14 protein-coding genes are annotated in these 15,529 nt (G+C 29.2%); 4 read left to right on the top strand and 10 right to left on the bottom strand.

From position 1 onward, the window contains the following. Nucleotides 1-97: 97 nt before the first annotated feature. The 6 genes from ACULEV_RS00070 to ACULEV_RS00045 form a co-directional block, all read right to left on the bottom strand. Entirely contained in the window at nucleotides 98-2,911 is a 2,814-nt protein-coding gene (locus tag ACULEV_RS00070; RefSeq protein WP_445456653.1) for a hypothetical protein, read from the bottom strand. Between the two features lie 14 nt (nucleotides 2,912-2,925). After that, nucleotides 2,926-4,269 carry a dGTP triphosphohydrolase gene (gene dgt, locus ACULEV_RS00065; protein ID WP_445458565.1) on the bottom strand — a complete coding sequence of 448 codons (1,344 nt, stop codon included), beginning with the start codon at nucleotides 4,267-4,269 and terminating at the stop codon, nucleotides 2,926-2,928. 52 nt (nucleotides 4,270-4,321) lie between these two features. Then, the gene (locus ACULEV_RS00060) at nucleotides 4,322-4,546 is read right to left on the bottom strand and encodes a hypothetical protein (RefSeq protein WP_445456652.1); all 225 of its coding nucleotides are present in this window, start codon (nucleotides 4,544-4,546) and stop codon (nucleotides 4,322-4,324) included. 114 nt (nucleotides 4,547-4,660) lie between these two features. Next, on the bottom strand, nucleotides 4,661-7,054 hold the full coding sequence (locus ACULEV_RS00055) for a ribonucleoside-diphosphate reductase subunit alpha (RefSeq protein ID WP_445456651.1): 2,394 nt from the start codon (nucleotides 7,052-7,054) through the stop codon (nucleotides 4,661-4,663). Between the two features lie 258 nt (nucleotides 7,055-7,312). After that, complete coding sequence (locus ACULEV_RS00050) at nucleotides 7,313-8,293, bottom strand: ribonucleotide-diphosphate reductase subunit beta (RefSeq protein WP_445456650.1); 981 nt, start codon at nucleotides 8,291-8,293, stop codon at nucleotides 7,313-7,315. Between the two features lie 269 nt (nucleotides 8,294-8,562). Further along, nucleotides 8,563-9,129, bottom strand: coding sequence for a DUF3109 family protein (locus tag ACULEV_RS00045; protein WP_445456649.1), 567 nt, complete (start codon nucleotides 9,127-9,129; stop codon nucleotides 8,563-8,565). 107 nt (nucleotides 9,130-9,236) lie between these two features. Between ACULEV_RS00045 and ACULEV_RS00040 the strand changes: the two genes are divergently transcribed. From ACULEV_RS00040 to ACULEV_RS00030, 3 genes are read left to right on the top strand one after another with little or no spacing between them, the layout of a single operon-like run. Continuing rightward, the gene (locus ACULEV_RS00040) at nucleotides 9,237-9,824 is read left to right on the top strand and encodes a MarC family protein (RefSeq protein ID WP_445456648.1); all 588 of its coding nucleotides are present in this window, start codon (nucleotides 9,237-9,239) and stop codon (nucleotides 9,822-9,824) included. A gap of 21 nt (nucleotides 9,825-9,845) precedes the next feature. Further along, nucleotides 9,846-10,043 carry a hypothetical protein gene (locus tag ACULEV_RS00035; protein WP_445456647.1) on the top strand — a complete coding sequence of 66 codons (198 nt, stop codon included), beginning with the start codon at nucleotides 9,846-9,848 and terminating at the stop codon, nucleotides 10,041-10,043. Nucleotides 10,044-10,082: 39 nt separating this feature from the next. Then, nucleotides 10,083-10,691, top strand: coding sequence for an FAD-dependent oxidoreductase (locus ACULEV_RS00030; protein WP_445456646.1), 609 nt, complete (start codon nucleotides 10,083-10,085; stop codon nucleotides 10,689-10,691). Here the strand turns inward: ACULEV_RS00030 and ACULEV_RS00025 are convergent, their stop codons facing one another. Genes ACULEV_RS00025 through ACULEV_RS00010 form a run of 4 tightly spaced genes read right to left on the bottom strand, consistent with a single transcriptional unit; the run spans nucleotide 10,692 to nucleotide 14,449 of the window. After that, nucleotides 10,692-11,852, bottom strand: a complete 1,161-nt coding sequence (locus tag ACULEV_RS00025; protein ID WP_445456645.1) for a YARHG domain-containing protein — start codon at nucleotides 11,850-11,852, stop codon at nucleotides 10,692-10,694. Beyond that, nucleotides 11,842-13,425, bottom strand: coding sequence for a S41 family peptidase (locus tag ACULEV_RS00020; RefSeq protein WP_445456644.1), 1,584 nt, complete (start codon nucleotides 13,423-13,425; stop codon nucleotides 11,842-11,844). The genes ACULEV_RS00025 and ACULEV_RS00020 overlap by 11 nt, the downstream gene beginning before the upstream one ends. 4 nt (nucleotides 13,426-13,429) lie before the next feature. Continuing rightward, nucleotides 13,430-13,855, bottom strand: coding sequence for a deoxycytidylate deaminase (locus ACULEV_RS00015; RefSeq protein WP_445456643.1), 426 nt, complete (start codon nucleotides 13,853-13,855; stop codon nucleotides 13,430-13,432). Then, nucleotides 13,856-14,449 (bottom strand): HupE/UreJ family protein, encoded by a 594-nt coding sequence (locus ACULEV_RS00010; RefSeq protein WP_445456642.1) that lies wholly within the window; start codon nucleotides 14,447-14,449, stop codon nucleotides 13,856-13,858. 177 nt (nucleotides 14,450-14,626) lie between these two features. Between ACULEV_RS00010 and ACULEV_RS00005 the strand changes: the two genes are divergently transcribed. After that, nucleotides 14,627-15,058, top strand: a complete 432-nt coding sequence (locus tag ACULEV_RS00005) for a tellurite resistance TerB family protein (RefSeq protein WP_445456641.1) — start codon at nucleotides 14,627-14,629, stop codon at nucleotides 15,056-15,058. Nucleotides 15,059-15,529: the final 471 nt, after the last annotated feature.

The raw sequence follows: 15,529 nt of genomic DNA, 5'->3' as shown, positions 1-15,529 counted from the left end.
TGAAAACAATACGTTCTTTTTTTAAAGAGAATAAGTTAGAATTACTATTATTTCTTCCCTATTTAATTATAGGTTTACTTTGTTTATCGCTTCTGATTTAAAATATTGGCTTACTTACAAAAGTTATTTCAGTTCCGTTTATCCCTTCAATTGTGAGATAACCTTCAATTTTATTAGCTCTTTTATGCATGTTTAATAATCCGTTTTTTCGTTTTAAAGCCGTACTATCAAATCCTTTTCCATTATCTGAAAAGATTATTTTTAGTTTATTCTTTTTCATTTTTATTTTCAAAACACAGTGAGTAGCTTCAGAATATTTTAAGGTATTTGTCATGGCTTCTTTAAACAACAATAAAAGTTGTCTCGACCAATAATAAGGCAATTTTATTGTTGTATTATCGATATTAATTTCAATATTGAATTCAATTTTAGTTGAAGCAAATAATTCTTCGCCAAAATCTTTCAGATAAAAAATCAATTCGTTTAAATCGTCATTTTTACTATCGATACTCCAAATAAAATCTTTAATTCCAAAATACAGTTCTTGTGCATCTTTATTGATGCGCTCCAATTGTTTGAACCAATCTGTTTTTTTAAATTTTTCATCTTCTATTATCATCCCAGATAGCACGGTTATTCCTGCTAATTTATTTCCTAATTCATCATGAAAATCTTGTGCAACATTCTCTCTTACACTGCTTAACTCAGTTTGCAATGTTTCATTTTTTAAAATAGTAGCTTGTAAAAATTGATTTCTTTTTTGAACATGTTTTAAGCGAATGTATATAACTCCAATAACTATAGCTCCAGATAAAAAAACAATTAACAACAAACTCCACGATTGCTTATACCAAGGAACTTTAATGTTTAAGATGTATTTTTTTGAGTATCCCCAATCCGAATTGAGCATTCTACTTCTAAACTGAAGGGTATATTTTCCATATTGAAAATTTTTAAAATCTAGTTCTGTTTCCGTAAGTTTTTGCCAACCTTCCTGATTTACTTTATACTCTTTTAAAATCTCAATTTTGGAAAAAGAAATAGCATCAACATTAAAAACCAAACCTTTCTGTATTACGTTTATTTTTGGTTTTTCTCTAGATTGAAACTTGTTTTGGTTATTTACCTTTAAAACTCCTTTGTTTCCAATTATCCAAATGTTATTGTTTGTATCTTCATACACTTTCTGGGTAAATGTCGAAACCTCCTTATCCTTATAAAAAAAGTTATAAAATTCATTATCCTTAAAAATTGAAAAACCTTTTTGTGTGGCTAACCAAATGACTTGATGGTGATCAATACATAATGAGTTTAGTCCTGCTTCTAACAATTGATTCCCTTTAGAATAATTAATGATTTTATCGTTTTCCAATGTTAATAATCCTTTTGAGGTAGCCATCCAAAGTTTATTATCAATAAAAGCAAGATCTTTAATATCGTTATTCGCTTGATCTTTATTAGTACCTAATAGCAATTTAAATGTATTAGTATTCACATCATAAATAAGTAATCCGTTTGTAGTTGCTATATACACCTTATTATCTTTTAAGAGAACCTTTCTTATTTTATTTTTAAGTAAATATTTTCTTTTTATTCCCTTAGATTCGATAGTGATACTGTACTCAATAAAAATCGTTCGAATTACTTTGTTTGCAACACTATCAGGCTTTTGATTCGTAATACACAAGTTATCAAAAATCTTAACTTCATGAATATCATTACTACTACTGCGTTTAAAAATTCTAATTTTTTTATTTTCATTGGAATTAGTTCCAAAACGCCATAATTCTTCATCAACAGTAATAGAATCTATTTTTTGTGTTGTTTTATCAATTTGAAACAGCTTATGCGCTGCAATAAAATATACTTTTTGATTGCCTTCAAAAACATCAATGACATTTTCAGAAGTAATATTATGATTTGCAATATAAATGTCTTCTTTAAAAATTTTAAACAAACCTGCTCCATACGTACTTACCCAAATATTTCCTTCAACATCTAAAAGAACATCACTTATTAATTGATTTTCAATAGTTGTAGATTGAATTAATTGTTGTTTTTTAAGCTTCAAATCATAAATGAACAATTCTTCTTTTTTAGTAATCAAATTATAAAGTATCATGGCTAAAACACCCTCTTTATAAATCGCTTTCTTGATATGGCAATTTTTTTGTGGAATCAATTCTACTCTTTTAATACCTTTTGCAGTAAAGAAAACCATTTTGTCTTGAAAAGTGGCAAAATAGGAAGTGGCATCAATAGCACCAAAACCAGTAATTTCATAATCATTTAAAAAGAGAAATTCTTTCGTTAAAGCTTCATTCTCAAACTTATAAATTCCTCTAAAGGGATTAGCTTCATTAAAATCACTGAAGAAATAAAGTTGGTCATTAACAACTTCAAAATTAGGATAACAGTTTTTTACATCAAGATTTTGTTTTTTGGTTGCAACAACAATACGCTCATTATTTAAAAAAATGAATTCTTTCCTTTTTGCAACTTTATCCTGATAAAAAACATAATCAACACCTTTAGTAAAAAGGCCTTCGTCAAACTTTTTAATTTTATTTAGCTTGAGTTTTTCACCTACATTTATAAATCGATCTTCTACTAAGAGTTGCATTCCTCCTCCCCAAGTAACCAAAGCCAAAGTATCTTTAGCGTAAGTGGTAATATCTATAACATAATTGGAGAAAAGACCGTCTTTGGATGTATAATTTTTAAAACTAGAACCATTAAATCGAGCTAATCCGTCATCAGTACCAATCCAAATAAATCCGTTATCATCTTGCTCTAAACCATAACATAAATCATGAGGCAAATTACTATTTAATGTACTGTATTGCTTAATTTTATATTGGGCTTCACCCCAAAAAAAGAAAAGTAAAAAAAAACATAAAAACCCTTTCACCTTAAAAGCAGACTTTAATTAGGGTTTCCTTCAATAATATTATACATTTGAAGAGCTTTTCCATCGGTTAAAAGAGAAACAAAATGACAAATATGTAATAATTGATCATATACATTTTCCTTTTGATGCAAAAATCTTTCTGGTAATAATTTTAGAATTATTGTATCATAATTAGACGCTTTTCCTTCTATCTTATTATGGTAAGCTGTACAAAATTTATCTAATAAAGTATTTATAATTTTATACCCTACCACTTCTTTTTGAACCACTTCTTTACATTGGTACACATTCTTAATACTAATTTGAATAATATCATTCATTTGAGCAATGTATTGACTCTTATCCATTAAAGAATATGGAAATTCTCCTTTTAAAATAGCTTCTTCATTTTCCATAAAGACTTTAACCGCATCGCTAATTAAACTTCCAATAGCTAGAGCTCTCAAATAACTAATTCGATCTTCCTTAGTGGTTAATTGATTGTATTTTTTAGTATCAATTCCATTTTTAACCAATTTGATTAGGTATTCTAATGCGAATTCTTCTTGAATTAATCCTAAATTAATTCCGTCTTCAAAATCGATAATCGTATAACAAATATCATCGGCTGCTTCTACCAAATATGCTAATGGATGACGCTCAAATCCAATATCATTTCCTATTTTATTAGAAATCATCCCTAATTCTTGTGCTACATCAGTAAAGAAAGCTTTGTCTTGCTGAAAAAATCCATATTTTTTATCACATATCTTTGCAGTTGGTTTTTTAGGCAAACTTTCTTTTGGATATTTCATAAAAGCACCTAAAGTAGCATAAGATATACGTAAAGAACCTTCAATTCCTTCTCTAGAAGTTGCTAAGACCGAAAAACCATTTGCATTTCCTTCAAAATCAATTAAATCTTGCCATTCTTTATCGGTTAATTTTTCCTTATACTGATTCCCATTTCCTGTTTTGAAATACTCACCAATTGCTTTTTCACCAGAATGACCAAAAGGAGGATTTCCAATATCATGTGCCAAAGCAGCAGCAGCGACTATAGCACCAAAATCGTTCATGTGATAACCGTGAACTTCTTTCAAATAAGGATGTTTTTCTATAACTTGCTTCCCTACCAAACGACCTATTGAACGACCTACAACCGAAACCTCTAAACTATGTGTCAAACGATTGTGAACAAAATCAGTTTTCGACAAGGGAATTACTTGTGTTTTATCTTGCAAACTTCTAAAGGCAGACGAGAAAATAATTCGATCATAATCCACTTCAAAACCTAGACGAGTATCATCCTGATCTTTTCTTAATCGTTTTGCTTTATCACCTTGTCTTTTTAAAGACAGTAATTGTTCCCAGTGCATCATTTTAAATTAGAAATTTGAAGTTTAGAAGTAAGAAATAAAATAGTTTGAATTAAGGTTTATCATTTGCTAAAAAGAAATCTCTTGATTTCTTAGGATATTTATCATAGCTAATATCACTTGGATTTTCAATTACCGATTTGATATTTATTTCATCACCTATTTTAAATTTTGCAACCGTATATTTATAATCTAACAGATATTCTCCACAGAAGAAATTTCCTTTCTCATCCTGCTCAATTTTTCCTGTATAAACTCCTTTTTTTTCTTTAGACATGTGATAATGTATTATATTTTTACCAAAGGTACGAATTGAAATGCAATTATATAAAACAAAAACAGTCATTGGTTAATGACTGTTTTACATATTCTACTCTCTTTAATTTTTTATTTAAGAACCACACATTTCGCAATCATCTGGATCAGCATTTTTAGAGCGTTCAATCATAGCTTTGAATTCTGCTACTGACATTTCAGGTTCTACTTCAACTGCTACTGGAACTGGAGCTGCTTTTTTATCGTTATTTAAGGTAAACTTAATTGCATCTACTGCTGATTTTGTTCTTAAATAATACATTCCTGTTTTTAAACCACTTTTCCAAGCGTAGAAATGCATTGATGTTAATTTTGCCATAGTGGCACCTTCCATGAACAAGTTTAAAGACTGAGATTGATCAATAAAATAACCTCTTTGACGAGACATGTCAATAATGTCTTTCATACTTAATTCCCAAACGGTTTTATATAATTCTTTAATATCTTGTGGAATAACATCTATATTTTGAACCGAACCATTATTTCTCATGATTTCTTGTTTCAACGTTTCATTCCATAAACCTAAATTTACTAAATCATGTAATAAATGTTTATTCACTACAATAAACTCTCCTGATAATACTCTACGAGTATATACATTTGAAGTATATGGTTCGAATGCCTCATTATTTCCTAAAATCTGAGAAGTAGAAGCTGTTGGCATTGGTGCCAATAATAAAGAGTTACGCACTCCTTTTTCCATTACTTCTTTACGTAAAGAAGCCCAATCCCATCTTCCTGACAATTCTTCATCTTTTAAGCCCCACATATTATACTGAAATTCTCCTTTAGAAATAGGTGAACCTTCAAAAGTCGAATACGGTCCTTCTTCAACTGCTAGTTCCATTGAAGCAGTTACCGCAGCAAAATAAATTGTTTCAAAAATTTCTTGATTTAATTTTTTAGCTTCATCACTTGTAAATGGCATTCTCAATAAAATAAAAGCATCTGCTAAACCTTGAACTCCTAAACCAACAGGTCTATGACGAAGATTTGAGTTTTCTGCTTCTTTTACAGGATAATAATTTCTGTCAATTACTTTGTTTAGGTTACGTGTAATTCTTTTGGTGACATCAAATAAGAATTGGTGATTAAACGCTCCATCTTCAACAAACATTGGTAGTGAAATAGAAGCTAAGTTACATACTGCAATTTCATCTTCAGAAGTATATTCTAAGATTTCAGTACATAAATTAGAAGAACGAATTGTTCCTAAATTCTTTTGATTTGATTTCCTATTCGCAGCGTCTTTGTACAACATATATGGTGTACCAGTCTCTATTTGCGATTCTAATATTTTTTCCCAAAGTTCACGTGCTTTGATTGTTTTTCTTCCTTTTCCTGCCTTTTCATAATCGGTGTACATAGTTTCAAATTCCTCTCCATACACATCATATAATCCAGGGCACTCATTAGGACACATTAAAGTCCATTTTCCATCTTCTTCCACTCGTTTCATGAATAAATCACACATCCACATAGCGAAGAACAAATCTCTTGCGCGCATTTCTTCTTTTCCAGTATTTTTTTTCAAATCTAAGAAATCGAAGATATCAGCATGCCAAGGTTCAATATAAATAGCAAAACTACCTTTACGTTTTCCTCCACCTTGATCAACATAACGTGCTGTATCGTTGAATACACGCAACATAGGAACAATACCATTTGATGTTCCATTAGTTCCACGAATATAAGAACCTGTCGCTCTCACATTATGAATTGAAAGACCAATTCCACCAGCAGATTGTGAGATCTTAGCTGTTTGTTTTAAAGTATCATAAATACCATCTATACTATCATCTTTCATAGTTAACAAGAAGCAAGATGACATTTGTGGTTTTGGCGTTCCAGCGTTGAATAATGTAGGTGTTGCATGTGTAAAGAATTTCTTAGACATTAATTCATACGTTTCAATTGCTGAATCAATATCATTTAAATGAATCCCTACAGATACACGCATTAACATGTGTTGTGGACGCTCTACGATTTTACCGTTTATTTTTAACAAATAGGAACGTTCTAAAGTTTTAAAACCAAAGTAATCGTAGTTAAAATCACGATTATATATAATAGTTGAATCTAATTTTTCTGCATTTTCCATGATTACCTGATATACTTCATCAGAAAGCAAAGGAGCTTCTTGATTAGTTCTAGGATTTACATAATGATACATCTCTGTCATGGTTTCAGAGAATGACTTTGTGGTGTTTTTATGAAGATTAGAAACTGCAATACGAGCTGCTAATTGCGCATAATCAGGGTGTGTAATAGTCATTGAAGCTGCGGTTTCTGCTGCTAAATTATCTAATTCTGAAGTGGTAACTCCATCATATAATCCTTCAATTACTCGCATGGCAACTTTAACTGGGTCGACCAATTCATTCAATTCATAGCATAAAAATCTAATTCTGTCAGTAATTTTGTCAAACATTACTGGCTCTCTCCTGCCGTCTCTTTTTACTACATTCATATTACAATTTTTTTTATTGTTTGGTTAATTGCTAAGACTATACTTTACTTCCTAGCCCTGATGGAAGTGGAAATCCTTTTATTTTTTAATTGAAAAAATAAAAGATTGGAACGAACAGCAGGAACAAAGTTTTATTTTTTTCCCTAAGATTCGCTTCTAAATATTTAAATTATATTGTTGTAGGTAAACAATATGTTTATTTGTTTTTACAATAAGACTCTGAAACACTGAAAAATTCAGGAGAAGTTTCAGAAAGAATTAAAAATCAGCATCAAAACTAATTTTTCCTGATTCAGAATCACCACTGTTCATTACTCCAGCTTTTTGATATTCTGCTACTCGTTTTTCAAAGAAATTTGTTTTTCCTTGAAGTGATATCATGTCCATAAAATCGAATGGATTTGAAGCATTATATTCTCTTTCACATTCTAATTCTACTAACAGTCTATCGGTAACAAATTCTAAATATTGTGTCATCAAAACTGAATTCATTCCTATTAAACTCACAGGAAGTGACTCAGTAACAAATTCTCTTTCAATAGTTAACGCATCTATTATAATTTCTTTAATTCTTGCTTTTGAGACTTTATTTACAAGATGATGATTGTGTAAATGCACTGCAAAATCACAATGAACTCCTTCATCACGTGAAATTAATTCGTTTGAAAAGGTTAAACCTGGCATTAAACCACGTTTTTTTAACCAAAATATGGAACAAAATGCACCTGAAAAGAAAATTCCTTCTACTGCCGCAAACGCAATTAAACGTTCGGCAAAAGAATCTGATTCTATCCATTTTAATGCCCATTCTGCTTTTTTCTTAATGGCTGGAAAAACTTCTATGGCATGGAACAATTTATCTTTTTCGACCTCATCTTTTACATAAGTATCAATTAATAAAGAATACGTTTCGCTATGTATATTTTCCATCATGATTTGAAATCCATAAAAGAATTTTGCCTCAGCATATTGTACTTCATTTACAAAATTTTCGGCTAAATTTTCGTTCACAATTCCATCTGATGCAGCAAAAAATGCTAAAATATGCTTGATGAAATATTTCTCATCATCGTTTAATTTTGTATTCCAATCGGTTATATCTTGATGTAAATCTATCTCTTCAGCAGTCCAAAAACTTGCTTCCATTTTTTTATACCATTCCCAAATATCATGGTGTTTGATAGGAAAAATAACGAAACGATCTTTGTTTTCTTGTAATATTGGTTCTACTGCCGACATAATTGTTTTTAGTTTAAACGTATTAAATTATAGATTTATTGCCTTAATTAGAGTTTACAAAGTTTGCAATTTGTAATGGAAAATAAAAGGCAAACTTATTCACAATTACAGCAAGTTTTTAACAACGAGTACAAATTTTCTTACTCAAAAAATATTTTTTAAGTCTTTGAAATACAAGTATTTACAATTTATTGAAACAACTGTAAAATACTCGTGAACAGCAGTAAATACATTTGCTAAGAAGCATTTATTTGCATTAAAAAAAGAAGTTATTTTTTTAAATCTTGGGCTACTTTTTCCAACTCGTCATACCATTGTGTTCCAAACTTTCGAACTAAGGCTTCTTTAACAAATTTATAGATTGGAACTTCTAATTCTTTCCCAAGAGAACATGCATCGGAACAAATATGCCATTTGTGATAATTAACAGCTGCAAAATCGGAATATTCTTTAACACGAATAGGATACAAATGACACGAAACTGGTTTTTTCCAATCAATTATTCCTTGATTATAAGCTTGCTCAATTCCACAAAGAGCAGTTTGTTTATCAAATATAACATAAGCACAGTCTTTACCATCAATTAAAGTAGTCTCAAATTCTCCATCTTCTCCTGTAACAAATGTTCCTTGTTCTTCAATTGCTTTGATTCCTTCTGGACGAAGAAACGGTTTTACTTTTGGATAAATCTCTTGTAGTATTTTTGTTTCTGCTTCATCTAAAGGAGCTCCAGCATCTCCATCTACACAACAAGCTCCTTTACAAGCAGATAAATTGCATACAAATTCTTTTTCTAAGATTTCTTCTGAAACTATGGTTTTATTTAACTGAAACATAAACTATACTATTAATTTGCAAAGATAAGTGTTTGATTCCATTAAATGAATACTAGTTTCATAAAGCATTCTTATATTTCTTTATTACTTATTCATATCTTTGTCGCATGAATTTTACTGAGCTGATAAATTGGAGAGATATTTTTACTGTAAGCATGATTTTGTTTGCAGTAATAGATATTATAGGCAGTATTCCTATTATTGTAGATCTTCGAAGTAAGATTGGACATATTCAATCTGAAAAAGCCACAATAGTTGCTGCAATAATTATGATTGCTTTTCTTTTTTTAGGAGAAGAAATTTTAAAATTAATAGGCATTGATGCTAATTCATTTGCAGTTGCTGGTTCGTTTGTTTTATTTTTTTTAGCACTCGAAATGATTTTAGGCATTCGTTTGTACAAAGAAGATAACCCGACAACAGCTTCTATTGTCCCTATCGCTTTTCCATTAATAGCAGGAGCTGGAACTATGACAACTTTGTTATCATTACGTTCTGAATATGCTAAAATTAATATCATTATTGCGATTATAATCAATGTTATAGTAGTTTATATTGTATTAAAATTATCTGGTAAAATTGAAAAAATATTAGGGCCTAACGGATTAGGTATTATTCGAAAAATATTTGGTATTATCCTTTTAGCTATTTCTGTGAAATTATTTGGAGCCAATGTAAAACAGTTATTCATTTAAACCCTTTTATCTCATATAAAAATGAAAATATTTAGTATTGTTGTAATCATTTTAGCACTTGCGTTGATTATATTTAATGCAACAAAAATTAATTTTGAATCTCCTCTTGAAGGAAATAGTACTATAGCTTTAATAGGAATAGTTTCTGGTTTTTGTGCTATTGTTTTGATGTTAATTTTTTTAGTATCTAAAAAAATAGAAGAAAAAACGAAAAGATAAAAAGTTTGATAATTCAAAAAATTAATTTTGTTGTTTACTATGTTTGATGTATTAATTATTGGTGGTGGAGTTTCTGGAGTTTCTTGTGCTTTAATTTTAGGCTCTGCACAATACAAAGAATTTGCTTTAAATAAAAAAATAGGCATTATAGCTCATCAAAAAGCTTCTTCTTTACAAAATGCAGTTTTCAATAATGCTTATGGTATTTCACCAGGAAAATTAGGCTCTGAATTATTAACTGAAAGTCTGGATCATTTGGGAAAAATTTATCCTCATGTTAACCAACTATTCAATGAAAAAGTATTAAAAATAGAAGGTTCAAATGATAACTTTTCTATTATAACTAACAAAAATGTTTATCATTCTAAAATAATAGTAATTGCAATAGGTTCTGGAAATCCTTTTTTAATTGAAGGGTTAGAAAATCATGTGATTCCTCATAAAAAAGCCCTTGCCATAAAAAACAGAATTCAATTACAAAACGACGATCATTTAGTTGCTGAAGGAATTTATGTTTGTGGAACTTTAGCAGGACATAGAAGTCAGTTATCAATTGCAGCAGGAAGCGGTGCAAGTGTTGCTGGTGATATTTTAACTTTATGGAATAGTGGCAATCATGCCCAAATTCATGATGTTTTAGAGAAATAGTTACTTTTCAATTAATGTAGGAAAATTATCTAAAGTAATATCTTTTATTTTATCATTACAATTTTTAATAATTTTTCCTAAAAGATGATTTCCAGATTCTTCTTCTTTTCCAAGTCTAATGTTAATATAACAATCCCCATTAGTATCTATATATTCGTCACAAAAATAAGAGATTCCAGAAACCGAACTTTCATCTGATTCAGAACCCAAATAAGGACCATCAGAAACAGATGCAAATCCTTTCTTAGTGTAATTATTTTTACCAGACTCAACCATTTCAATAGAATACTCGATAGTTTTCTCATTTATTCTTTTAACTACCAGTGCAATTGAAAGATTATCTTGTTTTGCAGTTAAAACTATCCTTTTATTTTTTTCAGGAAATTCAGGAATATATGTGTTTTCTTTTCTACTTTCTTCAATTTCTTTGATTATTGCTATATTATGCAATTCAATCTCTGTTAAAAAAGGTTTGACATCTTTATATTTTGGTTGGTACCAATTTTGATTTTTAAAATGAATATCAAATTTTCCATTTTTATTAAATTTATAGCCATATCTAGCAAAAATTTCATTTCGCATTAAAGCCAAATCATTGTTATCAAATAAAGATGCTAATTCTTCCCTATTTAAAAACGAAATAGAAACATTTGGAAATTGACCAAAAAAATATTCTTTCAAATCTAAATTTATGTTTTTTATGCCAATTTCATATCTGTTTTTACCAATCCATGTATTCCAAGGATTATTGATCTTTAATCCAAAATAGGTTTTTAAATCTTCTTTGTATGTTACAAATTCACCCGAATATTCGTTGGAAAACAATTTCCCATTTATAATCTTAACATTTGTTAAGTTTTTGTATTCCCATTTTAATTCTAGCTCAGACAATTGTGTTAGACCAGATTCAATAGCACAACCACCTTCTGACCAATATCTAGTTTCTCTTATTTGAATAGTAATTTTATCATCATTTACTAAAAGAATAAGATTAGAACCATCACCTTCTCCAAAATGGTACATTCCTTCATATTTTTCTAAATCTGATTCTTCCCAAGAAGAAATTAAAACAGGATTTATTTCAGTTGCACCAATATTTTGGCTAAAAATAAAATAAGAAAAACAAAGGGTAAAAAAAAGAAGTGTATTTTTATTTATCATTAGCATTCATTTCTAAAACCTTTTTAATCATAGCGTCTTCGGAAAGAATAATTTCATAATAGCTATTGTCGTCAAAAAGTTGCTTTACAAATTCGGCATACAAGTATTTTTTTATTTTTTCCTTATCAGAAAAATTCAACAGAATACCACTTTCAGAAATATATTGTTTAAAAGCATCTAGATAATTGTCTTTTTCTAAGACTTCCGATTTTAACGTTTTAAAATTAAGTTCATTAAAAAACGCTCTCTTCTTATCTAATTGTTCAAAAACAAAATAGCTTACCACTCCCGATTGCATAATCATTAAAGTAGCTTCTTCTCCATGTTTTGCTTCAAAAGGAACAAAAACATCTGGAGTAATTCCACCTCCACCATAAACCACTCTACCTTTTTTAGTCCTAAATTTTAAGCTATCTGCTACTTTTATGCTATCTGCTTCATACAATTCACCACTTTGAAAACGCTTTTCAAATTCGTTAAAATAAGCATCCCCTTTATCTTCGTAAGCTTTTTGTATAGAACGTCCTGAAGGAGTAAAATAGCGAGCAATAGTTAACCGTACTGCAGAACCATCACCTAATGGCATTTCACGTTGTACTAACCCTTTTCCAAAAGAACGTCTCCCTAAAACAACTCCTCTATCATTATCCTGAACAGCTCCAGCTAAAATTTCACTTGCAGAAGCACTATTTTCATTGATTAAAATATATACTTTTCCGTTCTCAAAATCTCCTTTTGAGGTTGCATAAGTTTTATCTTCTGTTCCTTTTTTATTCTTTGTCTTTACAACTAATTCTTTGTCTTTAAGAATTTCATCTGCAATAGCAACAGCCATTTCTAAATAACCACCACCATTATCTCTAAGATCAATAACTAGTTCTTTAATTCCTTGTCTTTTAAGAGAAAGTAATGCTTTATAAAATTCATCATAAGTAGTTTCAGCAAATCTGTTAATTTTTATATAACCTACTTCATCTGAAACTTTTAAAGCGATATCTACACTTTTTATAGGAATGATATCTCTTTTAACCTTAATCTTTAGTTTCTCATTAGTAGCTTTTCTAAAAACGGTTATTAAGACCGTGGAACCTTTTTCTCCTTTCAATTTGGAAAACAAACTGTCATTCTGAATCTTCTTATTGTATAATTGATAATTATCTGCAAATAAAATTCTATCTCCTGGTCTAATGCCAGCTCTTTCCGAAGGTCCGTTTTTTATAGGTTTTATAACAGCAACAGTATCATTATATACATAAAAATTAACTCCAATTCCGACAAAATCACCTTTCATATTCTCGGTAACCGATTTTAAATCTCGCTTACTAATATATACAGAATGCGGATCTAAATTTTCGAGTATTCCATTTACTGTTAAATCTACAATTGAGTCTGTATTTATATCATCTACATATTCCCTGTCAATAAAATCAATTAACTTATTAAGTTTATTTCTTTTTAGGTTTTTACTTAAAAAATCAGGATTATTAAATGAATTTAATTTACTTCCCAATAGTAAACCTATCGCAATAGCAATGGCAATAATTATCGGAAAATATATTTTATTCATTTTCATATTTTTAATTTAAATCTTCTAATAATTCAACTTCTACACCCGCTTTTCTTAAAAAATCAACACCAGAAGTATCTTTATATTCTTCATGATACACTACTCTTTTAATTCCTGATTGATGTATTAATTTACTACAATCTTTACATGGTGACAAAGTAATATACAAAGTTGCATTTTCGCAAGATTGAGTGGATCTGGCTACTTTTAAAATAGCATTTGCTTCTGCATGAAGCACATACCATTTTGTTAATCCGCTTTCATCTTCACAACAATTTTCAAAACCTGTAGGTGTTCCATTGTAACCATCAGATATTATCATTCTATCCTTAACAATAATTGCGCCAACTTGTTTTCGCTTACAATATGACAGTTGACTCCATTCTTTTGCAATTCTCAAATATGCCTTATCGTATTTTAATTTTTTTTGTCCCATTTATCTATTCCAAATTTCACTTCCAATAATCATTGGAATAACTACACCTATTATAAAAGCTGACATAACTAGTGCCCAATCTCTTTTTGAAAACCTAAAGAAAGTTTGGACTATATATGCTAAAATAAGTACTACAAAAACTACGATGATTTGAGCACATTCAATTCCTAAAGCAAATTCTAATAGAGGAAGTAACTTATCTGAAGCCTTTCCTGGTAAGATTGTTTTAAAATAATTTGAAAACCCTAATCCATGAATTATTCCAAAGAATAATGTTATTACAGCTACGAAAGTAATACTCTCATTTTTAGAAGATTTTCCAGCAGTAAAAAGATGAAAAACGGCTGTTAACAAAATCGTAATAGGAATTAAAAACTCTACTAAAGAAGCCTTAACCGAAACAATCCCAAAAACTGACAGAAGCAATGACAATGTATGACCTAATGTAAATAAAGAAACTAACACAAAAATTCTTTTCCAATCCTTAAAAGCATAAGGCACCATTAAAGCAATTAAAAACAAGACATGATCGTAAGCATGAATATCTAAAACATGGGTAAGACCTACTTTAAAATACAACCAAAATTGAGACATAATTATTATTTTTTTGGAGAATTCAAACATACAATTTATTTTATGAAAATTAAATTGCTTTATGAAAAGCTTGACAAAATTTATTATAAATATTTCAGTAACTGTCAATTTTTATTTTTTTGCTTGTTTTAAACGCTAAATTATATGTAATTTTGTTCAACTTTTAAAAAAAACGATATGTCATTTTCAGATTTATTTGATAACGAATTCAAAAATAGAAACAAAGGTCATTTTTCTTCAATTGTTAGAGTTGCTTTATCAGATGGAGAACTAACTATAGAAGAAAAAGAGTTCTTAGATAAACTAGCTACTCGTCTTGAAATCTCTACATCAGAATATGAAGAAATTTTGGAAAACCCAACTAAATACCCAATTAATCCTCCAGTTCTTCACATAAATAGATTAGAACGATTATATGATTTAGCAAGAATGGTTTATGCTGACCATGTTTTAGGACCAAAGCAAAAACAAATTTTAATTCGTTTTGCTTTAGCACTAGGCTTTACACCTAGTAATGTAAACTATATCGTAGACAAAGCACTATCTTTATTAGTGTTAAATGTTGATTTAGATACTTTTATTTACGAAATTCAACACATGAATAAATAAGAAAAAAGCTCTGATATAGACTGCCCCAAAAAGTTTAGACACTATTTGGGGCATTTTTATGGAAAGAAAAATCAAATTGATTATGCATTCAAATTAGAATGTGTAGAATTAGTTTTAAAGCCTCATCTCCAAATCAAAAATAAGCAACTGATATAACCAAATTTAATGTATCTAGAGAGAAATTGTATTTATTACCAAATAATTGATTTATTTAGTCAAGTAGTTATGATGCTTAAAAAAGTTTAAAAAAAAACACCTAACAATACAAATCTAACTTTACACTCTAATCAAGGCTGGTAATATCAAATGAAGCAGTATCTGTATTCATTAAAAGAAAAAGGAATCACGCAAAGTATGTCAAGAAAATGAAATTGCTTGGATAATACCATAATAGAAAACTTCTTTGAATATATTAATCAGATTTTTTTATATAAAAAGGTTCAAAACAATAAAAGAGCTAAAGTGAGAGAT

Source organism: Flavobacterium sp. HNIBRBA15423, from assembly GCF_052655965.1.
Note: the sequence above shows the minus strand (reverse complement) of the source record. Positions and strands in the feature narration are given on the sequence as shown.